This window comes from Pantoea sp. MBLJ3, from assembly GCF_000816655.1.
GTDB classification, from domain to species: Bacteria; Pseudomonadota; Gammaproteobacteria; order Enterobacterales; family Enterobacteriaceae; genus Pantoea; species Pantoea eucalypti.
The window spans coordinates 130,185-144,778 of record NZ_JSUT01000003.1; the positions used below are offsets into that span (position 1 = coordinate 130,185).

The following is a 14,594-nucleotide window of genomic DNA, read 5'->3' on the forward strand; positions in this document are numbered from 1 at the left end:
CTTTTCATGCTGTATCGGTGCCAGTTACCAGACGTAAGTCAGCAGGTCCTTTGAAGCCGGAGCCAGCGAATCTACCGACATCATCACGCTCAGCGCGGTGATGGTCACGATAGAAAAGACAAACAGCTTGCGTGCCCAGACACGGTCATCTGCGGTTTTGTAACCCGATAACGCCATGCCCAGCCACCAGACGCTGACCGCAGCAGCCACAACCAGATATTTGTAACCCGCGTAGCCACCCAGCGTCAGCATCAGCGTGGCAATCATAAACGCCAGAATATAGAGCGTAATATGATTCTTAGCCACGGAAATGCCTTTCACCACCGGCAGAACCGGGATGTTCGCTGCCTGATAATCTTTAAAGCGGAAGATAGCAATCGCGTACGAATGCGGCATCTGCCACAGGCTAAAGATCGCCAGCAGGATTAACGCACCAGCATCAAACTGGTTAGAGACTGCACAGTAGCCGATAACCGGCGGCGCAGCACCTGACAGACTGCCAATCAGCGTTCCGTAAACGGAATTACGCTTCATGTAAAGACTGTAGATACCCACGTACACCACGAAGCCCATCACCGCCAGCCACATGGCCAGCGGATTAGCACCGAAGTAGAGCAACGCAAAGCCGGCAATACCCAGCACAGTGGCATAAACCAGGCTTACTTTCGCGGAGATGAGGCCTTTTACCAGCACCCGATTCCTGGTTCTCTCCATCTTGATGTCAATGTCGCGGTCAATCACGTTGTTGAAAACACAACCCGATGCAACCACCAGTGACACGCCCACCAGGGTGATGAGAAACAGGGCGTAATCTGTGTTGCCTTTGGAAGCCAACAGAAATCCGCCGATCACAGAAATTAAATTCCCGAAAATAATTCCTGGTTTTGTAACTTGCAGGTATTGCTTAAACATTACGCGTGACTCTTTAGTGAGGCATCATGTTGTAGTTGAGGTTCCACATGATCCACAGTGAGCCCACTACGACAATCAGGATGATGATGGCCGAGAAAACAATGGCTACCATGTTCCAGCCACCCTCAGATTTGCTGTCTAAGTGTAGGAAGTAGACCAGGTGAACCAGCACCTGGATTACCGCACAAACCAGAACAACACCGAGGATAGTACCGTGAGATGCACTGCCATCCATTACCATCCAGAACGGGATGGCCGTCAGGATGATAGAGAGGATGAAGCCGATCATGTAGGACTTCACGCTACCGTGTGAAGCGCCATGTTCGTTAACAGAATGACTCATTACATGGCTCCCATCAGGTAAACAACGGTGAAGACGCAAATCCAGACCACGTCCAGGAAGTGCCAGAACAGGCTCAGACACATGATACGGGTGCGGTTAGTCGCGTTCAGGCCACGTTTAGAAACCTGGAACATCAGAACCAGCATCCAGATCAGACCGGAGGTCACGTGCAGACCGTGAGTACCGACTAGCGTAAAGAAGCCAGACAGGAAGCCACTGCGATCCGGACCAAAGCCTTCAGCAATCAGGTGATGGAATTCATAGATTTCCATCCCGATGAAGCCCAGACCGAACAGGAAGGTCAGCGCCAGCCAGCCGATAACGGCACCTTTTTGCTCCTTGTTCATGGAGATAACAGCCATGCCGTAAGTGATCGAACTCAACAGCAGCAGGGCGGTTTCTACCAGAACAAACGGCAGCTCAAAGATATCTTTACCTGCCGGGCCACCGGCAGTGTTGTTGACCATGACAGCATAGGTCGCAAACAGGGTTGCGAAGATAATGCAGTCACTCATCAGGTAGATCCAGAAGCCAAAGACTTTATTGGCTCCTGCATCGTGATGCCCATGCTCCGCATGGGCGTCGTGGTGATGTTTAAGAGTTTCAGTTGACATTATTTCAGACCTGCTTTGCTGATTTCGTCAAAGTGCTGGTTTTCAATCTTCTGAACTTCAGCAACCGGAACGTAGTAATCCACGTCTTCGTCGAAGCTCTTCACGATCCAGGTAACGATCATGCCGAGGAAGGAAAGACCAGCCATCCACCAGATATGCCAGATCAGCGCGAAGCCCATTACAGTAGCGAATGCGCAGATGACGATTGCAGCACCACTGTTTTTCGGCATATGAATCTCTTCATAAGATGCCGGCTGTTTGTACGCTTCGCCTTTCTCTTTCATTTCCCAGAAAGCATCACGCTCATGCACATGTGGGATGACAGCAAAGTTATAGAACGGTGGTGGTGAAGAGGTTGCCCACTCCAGCGTACGACCGCCCCACGGGTCACCTGTCACATCACGGTTCTGATCACGGTCACGTACTGAAACGTAGAACATGGTCAGCTGACACAGGATACCCATTGCAATCAGACCAGCACCGACCGCCGCAACCACCAGAAGAGGGTGGAACTGTGGATCGATATCCTGGCTCAGACGACGGGTCATGCCCATGAAGCCCAGTGCGTACAGCGGCATAAAGGCAACGAAGAAGCCAATGATCCAGAACCAGAATGCGCGCTTACCCCAGGTTTCGTTCAGGGTGAAGCCGAATGCTTTCGGGAACCAGTAGGTCACGCCTGCCATACAACCGAAGACCACACCACCGATGATAACGTTGTGGAAGTGAGCAATCAGGAACAGGCTGTTATGCAGAATAAAGTCAGCGCCCGGAACGGCCAGCAGTACGCCGGTCATACCCCCTACAGAGAAGGTTACCAGGAAGCCAACGGTCCACAACATGGCAGAGTGCATCTGAATGCGGCCCTGATACATGGTGAACAGCCAGTTAAAGATTTTAACCCCGGTCGGAATCGCGATGATCATCGTCATGATACCGAAGAAGGCGTTAACGTTGGCACCTGCACCCATGGTGAAGAAGTGGTGCAACCAGACGATAAACGACAGCACGGTAATGGCGATGGTCGCCCACACCAGAGAGGTATAACCAAACAGACGTTTTTTGGAGAAGGTCGCGGTAATCTCTGCGAACACACCAAACACCGGCAGTACCAGGATATACACTTCCGGATGGCCCCAGACCCAGATCAGGTTGACGTACATCATCATGTTCCCGCCCATTTCATTGGTGAAGAAATGGAAGCCGAGATAACGATCAAGGGTCAACAGCGCCAGGGTCACGGTCAGAACCGGGAACGCAGCGATGATCAGGACGTTGGTGCACAGCGCGGTCCAGGTAAAGACCGGCATTTTGAACAGGCTCATGCCCGGTGCGCGCATCTTCAGGATAGTCACGAAGAAGTTAATACCGGTTAAGGTCGTACCAATACCTGAAAGCTGAAGGCTCCAGATCCAGTAATCGACCCCGACGCCGGGACTGTACTCCGCGCCGGAAAGCGGCGGATAAGCCAGCCAGCCGGTCTGTGCGAACTCGCCCACGCCCAGCGACAGGTTAACCAGGATCACACCGACCGCAGTAAACCAGAAGCTCAGGTTGTTCAGGAACGGGAACGCGACGTCACGTGCACCAATCTGCAACGGAACGGCGATGTTCATCAGGCCAACCACGAAAGGCATCGCCACGAAGAAGATCATAATCACGCCGTGCGCGGTAAAGATCTGGTCGTAGTGGTGCGGTGGCAGAATGCCCGCTTCACCGGCCGAAGCCATAACCTGCTGGGTACGCATCATAATGGCATCAGCGAAACCACGAATCAGCATGACGAATGCCATGATGATGTACATGATACCCAGGCGTTTGTGGTCGATTGACGTCAGCCATTCAGACCACAGATATTTCCACTTACCAAAATAGGTAATCGCAGCGACCAGCGCCGCACCACCTATCAGGATAGCGGCAACCGTAACCATGATAATCGGCTCATGGTACGGCACTGCATCAAGTGTTAATTTTCCGAACATCGTATTATTCCTCGGCTCCCGCGGAAGCGGCGTGACTCATGTCCATACCTTCATGCTGTGGCATGTCCATTTTCCCGTGGCTCATCTTGAACTTGTCGATGACTTGCATGAACAATTTAGGATCAGCTGAAGAGAAATATTCCACCGGGTGATTTTCGCTTGGCACAGCCACTTTCTCGAAATCATCCATAGTAGTCAGCGTGTTAGGGGCTGCTTTAACTTTAGCCACCCACTGCTGGAATTCCGCATCGTCTTTGGTTGCAATGGCTTTAAACTTCATGCCAGAGAAACCACGACCACTGAAGTTCGCAGAGATACCGTCGAAAATTCCCGGCTCATTCGCAATCAGATGCAGTTTGGTCTGCATACCAGCCATCGCATAAATCTGGCTGCCGAGCGTTGGGATGAAGAAAGAATTCATGACGGAGTTAGACGTAATTTTGAAGTTCACCGGAGTGTTTGCCGGGAAGGCAATCTGGTTCACGGTCGCAATACCCTGCTCCGGGTAAATGAACAACCATTTCCAGTCCAGTGCAACCACATCGATCTCAACCGGTTTCACATCAGATTGCAGCGGTTTGCTGGGCTCCAGTGCGTGGGTCGATTTCCAGGTCAGCACACTGAGGAAGATAATGATCAGGATCGGAATGGTCCAGACCACGGCTTCCACTTTGTTAGAGTGTGACCAGTTAGGGCTGTACTTCGCATTCGTGTTGGATGCCCGATATTTCCAGGCAAACACCACGGCCATCAGGACTGCGGGAATCACGACGATCAACATCAGGCCAAAGGCAGTCAGTATCAGCGAACGTTGCTCCAGTGCAATCTGTCCTTTGGGATTTAACAATGCACTATCGCAGCCACTCATTAATAAAGTGCCTGCAATTAATGACAAAATCCCCAAACTTTTATTGTATTTACTGAGTCTCATTTAACGACCTCAATGACAAAGGGCTCTATTGTCGTTTAAGTGTGCGCGCATTTTACGGGAAGGTTTATGCAGTGTAAACCAGCTTAAGGATGTGTCAGATACGTGTTGACACCTTTTGCTAAGGGTGTCACAGATGTTGCGCCAGGTGACAAATAATTAACGCAGACAAGCAGTTGGCATCAATATAACAAAAACCAATGGAAGTAACCGTAAAAAAATCAGGGAAAGGAATAACCCTTACTTTTAACTCCCAAATATTTAACAAGTCTGCATCATTTGCGCGATGAAATTTAACTAAAGTAATTGCTCACCGGTTTTTAGTATTTCCGCTACGCCTCCTCAGGTCATATTCTTATTTTTTAAAAATAACACGCGATGATAAATGATGGCGACTTATCGGCATGGCATAAAATAAGTCGCCGTTCGTTAACCTATCGATTTTACTTAAGCATCTGATGCAGGTAACACCGGCGTTTTCTTCAGCGCCCGGTAGTCCAGCAACACCCCGGCAAGCACCGCCAGTAAGGAGAGGGTCATGCCCAGCTCGAACAGGCGGGTCAGCAGCGGTGCCAGCGCAGTCAGTCCCAGTGCGTTCAGTGCCAGCGCTACCAGCCAGAGAGCCAGTACGCCGCATCCGGCTGCAAACAGACGATTAGTCCAGCGATAACCATGAGGATAGTAGCTTCGTGTGAGGAAATTGCCACTTTGCTCGACCTGATTCAGTGTGTGTCGACAAAAAGTCAGCAGTAGCAGCCCAGGCAGTCCCGCAAATACCGTAAAAGCATAAAATGTTGGCCAGCCCCAGAGTTCAACCAGCCAGCCCGCAGCCGGGCCAACATAGACCCGACCAACGGCTGAGAGCGCCGACAGCAGGGCAAACTGTGTTGCAGAGAAGGATTTGTTGCAAAGGGTCATTAACAGGGCCACGAAGGCCGCCGTGCCCATGCCGCCGCACAGGTTTTCAACAAAAACCGCGCTGGCCATACTCCACAATTGTTTGTCGGTCACCGCCAGCAGCCAGTAACCAAAGTTTGAGACTGCCTGCAGCACGCCGAAAATCATCAGTGCCCGGAACAGACTCAGACGCTGCATCAGAACACCGCCATAGAGCGCCCCGATAATCGTCGCCAGCAGGCCCAGCGTCTTGTTGACCAGGCCGACGTCACCGGCATTGAAGCCGACGCCACGAATCAAAAAGGTGGTGGTCAGCGAGGCGGCGAATGCATCGCCCAGCTTGTAAAGAATAATCAGGGTAATCAGCAACCAGGCGTTGTTACGCTGGAAAAAATCCTTAAGGGGATCAACAACCGCCTGACGCAGCGAATGTGGGGTAGAGATGCGTGTGTCGGGCTCGCTGGCCGCAAGCGTCGCGATAATACCCGGCACCATCATCAGCGCCATCAGCCAGTAGGTTGCCTGCCAGCCCAGATAGCGGTCAGCCAGCCACAACGCCAGTCCGCCTGAAATCAGCATCGCCAGACGATAACCCAGCACGGTAATCGCGGCACCGCTGCCACGTTCTTCAGGTGGCAGGATATCCGTTTTCCAGGCATCAAAGACAATATCCTGAGAGGCGGAGCAGAAAGCGATCAGCACCGCCAGCGCGGCCATCAGGGTCAGATCGCGTCCTGGTTGCAGAAATCCCATCGCGAAAATCCCCCCCACCAGCGCCAGCTGACTGAGCAGCAACCAGCCGCGGCGGCGGCCCAGAAACGGCGGCGTATAGCGGTCCATCATGGGTGACCAGAGAAATTTAAAGACGTAGGCCTGGCCGACCAGCGAAAAGAAGCCAATGGTTTTTAAATCGACATTTTCCACCGTCATCCACGCCTGCAACGTGCCCGATGTCAGTGCCAGCGGCAATCCCGAAGCGAACCCAAGGAGCAACAATACGGCGGCGTTTTTCTGGCTGAAGAGGCGAAGGTAGTGGTTCATGCGGATCCTGCAGATAACAAAATGCCCTGCACAAGGCAGGGCAGAAGAGAGAGGGTGTTAACGGGCGTTTTGCTTGATGAAGTCGTTGACGCTGGTGTCCTGCGCCATATCCGCGATCACATCGCTCATGGTGGAGTTAACCGCGTTGGTGATCTTCTGGTTACTGGCGTTGAACGCGCCTTCTACGCTGTAAGTCTGGCGGTAGTTTTTAACCTGTTTGTTGCCGTTTTTTGCGGTCGCAATGATCGAAATGTCCGCTTTGGTGGTGATGCTATAGCGCACATTGCCCTGCGTCACGTCAGCATAGAGGTTGTTAACCACAATCTGAAGGTCTACCGCGCCATTAGGACCAACCATATAACCGCGAGCGGTCATCTGCTTCTCCAGCACTTCCTGCAGCAGGAAACGCAGATCGCGCGAAGGTGTTAAGGTCACTAGCTGACCATCACGGTTTACTTTTGCCAGCGCCTGATCTTTACGCTGGTCGGCACCGTTGATGCTGACGGTTACGCCCATCAGGCCCGGGTCCTGCTGTGGCAACTGAATTTTAGGCTGGATTGTCAGGGTATTATTGCTGGTTGCACAGCCGGCTAAAATGAACGCAGCCAACAGTGGGAATAACAGTTTTTTCAACATACTTTTTCTCGTTGGTGTCAGGGGGTTGGTTTGCAAAAACTGGAGGCATCATAGCATTGCCCGGCAGTGAAAAAAGCCCTGTTGCCGGTGAAATTGTGTCTGAAACCGTTTTAAGCCCCTTCTCTGACAGGTTAGTTTGCTGTTCGTTTCAGCTACGTTATTATGCGCGTCGGAGGCGGGCTGACATAAAATGCAATATTTAGCCTCTGCTGACGGGTAAGCGCACTAAAAGCGACTAAGATTGAATGAGATGGGGCACAGCGCTCGCCATTGAGGAGTAATAGCCATGATCCGCGAACAAATAGAAGAAAAGCTGCGTGTGGCATTTCAGCCAGCTCATCTGGAAGTGCATGACGAAAGCTACCGGCACAACGTTCCTGCCGGCTCAGAAAGTCACTTCAAAGTGGTCATTGTCAGCGACTGTTTTGCAGGCCAGCGCTTTCTGGCGCGTCATCGCTTAATTTATGGCGAGCTGGCGGCTGAATTAGCGGGCAGCGTTCATGCTTTAGCCCTGCATACTTACACACTGAAAGAGTGGGAAGGATTGCAGGATACCGTACTGGCTTCGCCTAACTGCCGTGGTGCCGGTACACTCGCCTGACCTCCCTTCTCTAAAACGGCCTGCGGGCCGTTTTTTCTGTTATTTAGCGAAAAACGCGATCCCTGGCTCAAAAAAGCAGCAAACCTGCTGAAAAGTGGTGAGTTAGCGTCCTCGACTCATTCCAGCGATGCCGCTATAATGCTGCGTCTATTTTTCCGGAATGTCTTCGGGACGCTTCTGGTAACAGGGATCAGGTTCTCTTCACGGAAGCCGTCCCGGTTGTTGGATACGGCGCATTTCACTATGTGTGGTGTCTGAAGTTGACCGAGCACGTGATTTTTTGAGGTAACAAGATGCAAGTTTCTGTAGAAACCACTCAGGGCCTGGGCCGTCGCATTACGATTACTGTTGCAGCTGACAGCATCGAAAGTGCAGTAAAAAAAGAACTGGTTGACGTTGCCAGGAAAGTCCGTATCGATGGTTTCCGTAAAGGCAAAGTGCCGATGAACATCGTTGCGCAGCGTTATGGCGCTTCTGTCCGTCAGGACGTGCTGGGCGAGCTGATGACGCGCAACTTCGTTGACGCCATCATCAAAGAAAAAATTAACCCGGCTGGCGCACCAAACTACGTGCCAGGTGAGTACAAAGAAGGTCAGGATTTCACTTACGCGGTTGAATTCGAAGTTTATCCGGAAGTTGAGCTGAAAGGCCTGGAAAACATCGAAGTCGAAAAACCAGTCGTTGAAGTCACTGACGCTGACGTTGATACCATGCTGGACACGCTGCGTAAGCAGCAGGCCAACTGGATCGAAAGCGACGCTGCTGCAGGCCCGGAAGATCGTGCCACTATCGATTTCAACGGTTCTGTTGACGGTGAAGAGTTCGAAGGCGGCAAAGCCACTGATTTCGTACTGGCCATGGGCCAGGGCCGCATGATCCCAGGCTTTGAAGAAGGCGTTGTGGGTCACAAAGCGGGCGAGACTTTCACTATCGATGTGAAATTCCCGGACGACTACCACGCAGAAACCCTGAAAGGGAAAGATGCGAAGTTCGAGATCGTGCTGAAGAAAGTTGAAACGCGCGAACTGCCAGAGCTGACTGAAGAGTTCATCAAACGTTTCGGCGTTGAAGATGGTTCAGTTGCCGGTCTGCGTACCGAAGTGCGTAAGAACATGGATCGCGAGCTGAAAGGCGCTATCCGTAACCGCATCAAAACGCAGGCGATCGACGGTCTGGTTGAAGCTAACGAAATCGACGTGCCAGCTGCGCTGGTTGACAGCGAAATCGACGTTCTGCGTCGTCAGGCTGCACAGCGTTTCGGTGGTAACGAACAGCAGGCGCTGGAACTGCCACGCGAACTGTTCGAAGAGCAGGCTAAACGCCGTGTTGTTGTCGGTCTGCTGCTGGGCGAAGTGATTCGTACCCATGAGCTGAAAGCTGACGAAGCACGCGTAAGCACCATGATCGAAGAGATGGCTTCTGCGTATGAAGATCCGCAGGAAGTGATCGAGTTCTACAGCAAGAATAACGAGCTGATGAACAATATGCGCAACGTCGCGCTGGAAGAGCAAGCGGTTGAAGCAGTCCTGGCGAAAGCTAAAGTGACTGAGAAAGAGACCAACTTCCAGGATCTGATGAATCAGACCGCTCAGGCCTGATCTCACATTTAACCGTCTGTGCTAAGCCCGTGACTGAAAAGTCACGGGCTTTTTTGTGTTTTGCGTACAGAACGGCACTCTTCGCTGCTATTTGTTTAATTAATCGGCAAATTATTCACGCATCGCTTTTTCCGGGTTAGCGAACAGGGAAAAGATTGTTATGCTTGAAACATGCGTGCAGCATCCCCAGATAGTGGGAGTATGCAGAAATGAGAGTGAGGCTGGCTGATTAACCGTCCTGAAGGTGTCGGAAAAGGTGCGACGTGGAGTTTCCCGCGCGTCTTACGTAGAATCGGTACAGAATGTTGCCAATGAAATTTATCCAGGAGACGGTAATGTCATACAGTGGCGATCGTGAATATACTGCACCGCACAATGCGCTGGTGCCAATGGTGGTTGAACAAACTTCGCGTGGTGAGCGTTCATACGACATCTACTCCCGTCTGCTGAAAGAGCGTGTCATTTTTCTGACCGGCCAGGTTGAAGACCACATGGCAAATCTGATCGTGGCGCAGATGCTGTTTCTGGAAGCTGAAAATCCGGAAAAAGATATCTATCTGTACATCAACTCACCTGGCGGTGTGATCACGGCCGGTATGTCGATCTACGACACCATGAAATTTATTAAACCGGATGTCAGCACCATCTGTATGGGACAGGCCTGTTCAATGGGTGCGTTCCTGCTGACGGCGGGTACCAAAGGTAAACGTTTCTGTCTGCCAAACTCACGTGTAATGATCCACCAGCCGCTGGGCGGCTATCAGGGCCAGGCGTCAGATATTGAGATCCATGCGCGCGAGATCCTGAAAGTTAAGCAGCGTATGAATGAGCTGATGGCTGAGCATACCGGTAAAACGCTGGAAGAAATTGAGCGCGATACCGAGCGTGATCGTTTCCTCTCTGCAAGTGAAGCGGTAGAGTATGGATTAGTCGATTCAATTCTGACGCATCGCCAATAAGACCCGACTTACCGTTGTCCCTGGTCTATAGTTAACAGGACAACGGTACTATTATGGGTTGAATGAATTTCGGCCGTCTCTGCACGGCCTGAGCCGTACGCGTGTATGGCCTGAGAACTAGAAGAGGTTAACTGATGACAGATAAGCGCAAAGACGGTTCAGGAAAGTTGCTGTACTGCTCTTTTTGCGGCAAAAGCCAGCATGAAGTGCGAAAGCTGATTGCCGGGCCGTCAGTGTATATCTGCGATGAATGTGTTGACCTGTGCAACGACATCATTCGCGAAGAGATTAAAGAAGTTGCGCCGCATCGTGAACGTAGTGCGTTGCCAACCCCACATGAAATTCGCCATCACCTTGATGATTATGTCATCGGCCAGGAAAGAGCGAAGAAAGTGCTGGCGGTTGCCGTTTACAACCACTACAAGCGTTTGCGCAACGGCGATACCAGCAATGGCATCGAACTGGGCAAAAGTAACATTCTGCTGATTGGTCCCACCGGTAGTGGTAAAACGCTGCTGGCAGAAACCCTTGCACGCCTGCTGGATGTGCCGTTCACCATGGCTGACGCCACTACGCTGACTGAAGCCGGTTATGTGGGTGAAGACGTTGAAAACATCATCCAGAAACTGCTGCAGAAGTGTGATTACGACGTTCAGAAAGCACAGCGCGGCATCGTTTATATCGATGAAATCGACAAAATCTCACGCAAGTCAGATAACCCGTCGATTACCCGTGACGTGTCAGGTGAAGGCGTACAGCAGGCTCTGCTTAAGCTGATTGAAGGCACCGTCGCTGCCGTTCCACCGCAGGGTGGACGTAAGCATCCGCAGCAGGAGTTTTTGCAGGTTGATACCTCGAAAATTCTATTTATCTGCGGCGGCGCATTTGCCGGCCTGGACAAAGTGATTTCCCAGCGTGTTGAAACCGGATCCGGTATCGGTTTCGGCGCCACCGTGAAAGGGAAGTCGCAGAAAGCCAGCGAAGGCGAATTGCTTTCACAGTGTGAACCTGAGGATTTGATCAAATTTGGTCTGATTCCTGAGTTCATCGGTCGTCTGCCAGTGGTTGCCACTCTGAGCGAACTGAGCGAAGAAGCACTGATTCAGATTCTGCGTGAACCTAAAAACGCCCTGACGAAACAGTACCAGGCGCTGTTTAACCTGGAAGGCGTTGAGCTGGAGTTCCGTGACGAGGCGTTAACTGCCATTGCGAAGAAAGCGATGTCACGTAAAACCGGTGCACGTGGTCTGCGTTCCATCGTAGAAGGCGCATTGCTGGAAACGATGTATGATTTGCCTTCCATGGACGACGTGGAAAAAGTAGTGATTGATGAATCAGTTATTGAAGGTCAGTCTGAGCCCATGTTGATCTATGGTAAGCATGAAGCGCAGGCGTCTGGCGAATAATTAAACAGATCGTCCATGTTGTCATAATAAAAAAGGGGAAAATGTTTCCCCTTTTGCTTTTCTCGCCTCTGTGACGTTGAATGTCGGATAAGCATCCCCATATACTCAGATACCTGTGGGTTTAACTGCATACCTGCCTGATGCGGTTCCCATCACCTGGCGGACATTAAACAAAGAGAGAGCTCTATGAATCCTGAGCGTTCTGAACGCATTGAAATCCCCGTGTTGCCGCTGCGCGACGTGGTGGTTTATCCGCACATGGTAATTCCGTTGTTTGTTGGCCGGGAAAAATCAATTCGGTGCCTTGAAGCCGCAATGGATCATGATAAAAAAATCATGCTGGTCGCACAGAAAGAGGCTTCAACGGATGAACCTGGCATTAACGATCTCTTTTCAGTAGGGACCGTAGCCTCAGTATTGCAAATGCTGAAACTGCCGGACGGCACCGTCAAAGTTCTGGTCGAAGGTTTACAGCGCGCCCACATTACGACGCTGGCCGATAACGGTGACCATTTTGTGGCACAAGCTGAATATCTGGTTTCGCCAGAGATCGAAGAGCGCGAGCAGGAAGTGCTGGTGCGCACGGCGATCAATCAGTTTGAAGGCTACATCAAACTCAATAAAAAGATCCCACCAGAGGTTTTAACCTCGCTGAACAATATTGACGATGCGGCCCGCCTTGCCGACACCGTCGCAGCACATATGCCACTGAAACTGGCAGACAAACAGTCTGTGCTGGAGATGTCCGACGTCAACGAGCGTCTGGAATATCTGATGGCGATGATGGAGTCTGAAATCGATTTGCTGCAGGTTGAGAAGCGTATTCGCAACCGTGTTAAGAAGCAGATGGAGAAAAGCCAGCGCGAGTACTATCTGAATGAGCAGATGAAGGCGATTCAGAAAGAGCTGGGCGAGATGGATGACGCGCCTGACGAGTACGAAGCGTTAAAACGCAAAATCGACGCGGCAAAAATGCCGGAAGAAGCGCGTGAGAAAGCAGAAGCTGAGCTGCAGAAGCTGAAAATGATGTCCCCGATGTCCGCTGAAGCCACCGTGGTTCGCGGCTACATCGACTGGATGGTTCAGGTTCCGTGGAACGCGCGCAGCAAAGTGAAGAAAGATCTGCGTAAAGCGCAGGAGACGCTGGATACCGACCATTACGGCCTGGAGCGCGTGAAGGATCGTATTCTTGAGTATCTTGCGGTTCAAAGTCGCGTCAGCAAAATCAAAGGGCCGATTCTCTGCCTCGTCGGACCGCCAGGGGTAGGTAAAACTTCTCTGGGTCAGTCGATCGCGAAAGCGACCGGACGTAAATATGTGCGTATGGCGCTGGGTGGCGTGCGTGATGAAGCAGAAATCCGTGGTCACCGCCGTACTTACATCGGCTCTATGCCGGGTAAATTAATCCAGAAAATGGCGAAAGTGGGGGTTAAAAACCCGCTGTTCCTGCTGGATGAGATCGACAAAATGTCTTCTGACATGCGTGGCGATCCTGCGTCTGCCCTGCTGGAAGTGCTTGATCCTGAGCAGAACATTGCGTTCAACGACCACTATCTGGAAGTCGACTATGACCTCTCTGATGTGATGTTTGTGGCAACGTCGAACTCAATGAATATTCCGGCACCGCTGCTGGATCGTATGGAAGTGATTCGTCTGTCGGGTTACACCGAAGATGAAAAGCTGAATATCGCTAAGCAGCATCTGCTGACTAAGCAGATTGAACGTAACGCCCTGAAAGCCAGCGAAATTACGGTTGAAGACAGCGCGATTGTCGGCATTATCCGTTACTACACCCGTGAAGCCGGTGTGCGTAGCCTTGAGCGTGAGCTGTCGAAGTTGTGTCGTAAAGCGGTGAAATCACTGCTGATGGACAAGACTAAGAAGCACATCACCATCAATGGCGAAAACCTCAAGGACTTCCTGGGCGTACAGCGCTTTGACTATGGCCGTGCTGACAGTGAAAACCGTGTCGGTCAGGTTACTGGCCTGGCCTGGACGGAAGTGGGTGGCGATCTGCTGACCATTGAAACCGCCTGCGTGCCGGGTAAAGGCAAACTGACTTACACCGGTTCTCTGGGTGAAGTGATGCAGGAGTCGATTCAGGCTGCACTGACCGTAGTGCGTGCCCGTGCCGAGAAGCTTGGCATCAATGGTGACTTCTACGAAAAACGTGATATTCACGTTCACGTGCCAGAAGGCGCCACACCGAAAGATGGTCCAAGTGCCGGTATCGCCATGTGTACTGCGCTGGTTTCCTGTCTGACCGGTAACCCGGTTCGTGCAGATGTCGCCATGACCGGTGAAATTACCCTTCGTGGTCAGGTACTGCCGATTGGTGGGCTGAAAGAAAAACTGCTGGCAGCACACCGTGGCGGTATTAAAACTGTGCTGATCCCGGACGACAACAAGCGTGATCTGGAAGAAATTCCACAGAACGTGATTGCCGATCTGGAGATTCATCCGGTGAAACGCATTGAAGAGGTGCTGAATCTGGCACTGGAAAATGCGCCATACGGCATGCAGGTCGCGACAGCAAAATAGTGATTAACGGCATAAACCGTTAAAAAGCGGAGCTGGCAAGGCAATTGGCGCTTGCCAGCTTTTTTTTGTGCCGCTAATTTAGGTGGCTGCCGACGCGACGTTCTCAGAGAAATTACGTTGTTTCGGCGTCACTGGC

Annotated in this window: 12 protein-coding genes; 5 read left to right on the forward strand and 7 right to left on the reverse strand. The window is 51.6% G+C overall.

Features of this window, described 5'->3' with window-relative positions:
* Nucleotides 1–24: 24 nt before the first annotated feature.
* From cyoE to NP77_RS03700, 7 genes are all read right to left on the reverse strand, one after another.
* Nucleotides 25–912: a heme o synthase gene (gene cyoE / locus NP77_RS03670; RefSeq protein ID WP_008924888.1), complete on the reverse strand. Its 888-nt coding sequence runs from the start codon at nt 910–912 to the stop codon at nt 25–27.
* 13 nt (nt 913–925) lie between these two features.
* Entirely contained in the window at nt 926–1,255 is a 330-nt protein-coding gene (locus tag NP77_RS03675) for a cytochrome o ubiquinol oxidase subunit IV (protein ID WP_008924889.1), read from the reverse strand.
* A complete protein-coding gene (locus tag NP77_RS03680) occupies nt 1,255–1,869 on the reverse strand; it encodes a cytochrome o ubiquinol oxidase subunit III (protein WP_008924890.1) in 615 nt (204 codons plus the stop codon). The genes NP77_RS03675 and NP77_RS03680 overlap by 1 nt, the downstream gene beginning before the upstream one ends.
* Nucleotides 1,869–3,851: a cytochrome o ubiquinol oxidase subunit I gene (gene cyoB / locus NP77_RS03685; protein ID WP_008924891.1), complete on the reverse strand. Its 1,983-nt coding sequence runs from the start codon at nt 3,849–3,851 to the stop codon at nt 1,869–1,871. The genes NP77_RS03680 and cyoB overlap by 1 nt, the downstream gene beginning before the upstream one ends.
* Nucleotides 3,852–3,855: 4 nt before the next feature.
* Nucleotides 3,856–4,782, reverse strand: a complete 927-nt coding sequence (gene cyoA / locus NP77_RS03690; protein WP_008924892.1) for a cytochrome o ubiquinol oxidase subunit II — start codon at nt 4,780–4,782, stop codon at nt 3,856–3,858.
* 444 nt (nt 4,783–5,226) lie between these two features.
* Entirely contained in the window at nt 5,227–6,717 is a 1,491-nt protein-coding gene (gene ampG, locus NP77_RS03695; protein ID WP_008924893.1) for a muropeptide MFS transporter AmpG, read from the reverse strand.
* Between the two features lie 57 nt (nt 6,718–6,774).
* Nucleotides 6,775–7,353, reverse strand: a complete 579-nt coding sequence (locus tag NP77_RS03700; RefSeq protein WP_008924894.1) for a lipoprotein — start codon at nt 7,351–7,353, stop codon at nt 6,775–6,777.
* A gap of 286 nt (nt 7,354–7,639) precedes the next feature.
* On the opposite strand from NP77_RS03700, the gene bolA reads away from it, so the two are divergent.
* From bolA to lon, 5 genes are all read left to right on the forward strand, one after another.
* On the forward strand, nt 7,640–7,954 hold the full coding sequence (gene bolA, locus NP77_RS03705) for a transcriptional regulator BolA (protein ID WP_008924895.1): 315 nt from the start codon (nt 7,640–7,642) through the stop codon (nt 7,952–7,954).
* 293 nt (nt 7,955–8,247) lie between these two features.
* Entirely contained in the window at nt 8,248–9,552 is a 1,305-nt protein-coding gene (tig, locus tag NP77_RS03710) for a trigger factor (RefSeq protein ID WP_039659077.1), read from the forward strand.
* A gap of 335 nt (nt 9,553–9,887) precedes the next feature.
* Nucleotides 9,888–10,511, forward strand: a complete 624-nt coding sequence (gene clpP, locus NP77_RS03715; RefSeq protein WP_003850496.1) for an ATP-dependent Clp endopeptidase proteolytic subunit ClpP — start codon at nt 9,888–9,890, stop codon at nt 10,509–10,511.
* Nucleotides 10,512–10,645: 134 nt separating this feature from the next.
* On the forward strand, nt 10,646–11,917 hold the full coding sequence (clpX, locus tag NP77_RS03720) for an ATP-dependent protease ATP-binding subunit ClpX (protein ID WP_003850494.1): 1,272 nt from the start codon (nt 10,646–10,648) through the stop codon (nt 11,915–11,917).
* A gap of 186 nt (nt 11,918–12,103) precedes the next feature.
* Entirely contained in the window at nt 12,104–14,458 is a 2,355-nt protein-coding gene (lon, locus tag NP77_RS03725) for an endopeptidase La (protein ID WP_003850493.1), read from the forward strand.
* Nucleotides 14,459–14,594: the final 136 nt, after the last annotated feature.

Coding starts and splice junctions, on each gene's coding strand:
- cyoA (WP_008924892.1), bottom strand. CDS start 4,782: ATGAGACTCAGTAAATACAATAAAAGTTTGGGGATTTTGTCATTAATT.
- clpX (WP_003850494.1), top strand. CDS start 10,646: ATGACAGATAAGCGCAAAGACGGTTCAGGAAAGTTGCTGTACTGCTCT.
- NP77_RS03675 (WP_008924889.1), bottom strand. CDS start 1,255: ATGAGTCATTCTGTTAACGAACATGGCGCTTCACACGGTAGCGTGAAG.
- NP77_RS03680 (WP_008924890.1), bottom strand. CDS start 1,869: ATGTCAACTGAAACTCTTAAACATCACCACGACGCCCATGCGGAGCAT.
- ampG (WP_008924893.1), bottom strand. CDS start 6,717: ATGAACCACTACCTTCGCCTCTTCAGCCAGAAAAACGCCGCCGTATTG.
- NP77_RS03700 (WP_008924894.1), bottom strand. CDS start 7,353: ATGTTGAAAAAACTGTTATTCCCACTGTTGGCTGCGTTCATTTTAGCC.
- cyoE (WP_008924888.1), bottom strand. CDS start 912: ATGTTTAAGCAATACCTGCAAGTTACAAAACCAGGAATTATTTTCGGG.
- bolA (WP_008924895.1), top strand. CDS start 7,640: ATGATCCGCGAACAAATAGAAGAAAAGCTGCGTGTGGCATTTCAGCCA.
- lon (WP_003850493.1), top strand. CDS start 12,104: ATGAATCCTGAGCGTTCTGAACGCATTGAAATCCCCGTGTTGCCGCTG.
- cyoB (WP_008924891.1), bottom strand. CDS start 3,851: ATGTTCGGAAAATTAACACTTGATGCAGTGCCGTACCATGAGCCGATT.
- tig (WP_039659077.1), top strand. CDS start 8,248: ATGCAAGTTTCTGTAGAAACCACTCAGGGCCTGGGCCGTCGCATTACG.
- clpP (WP_003850496.1), top strand. CDS start 9,888: ATGTCATACAGTGGCGATCGTGAATATACTGCACCGCACAATGCGCTG.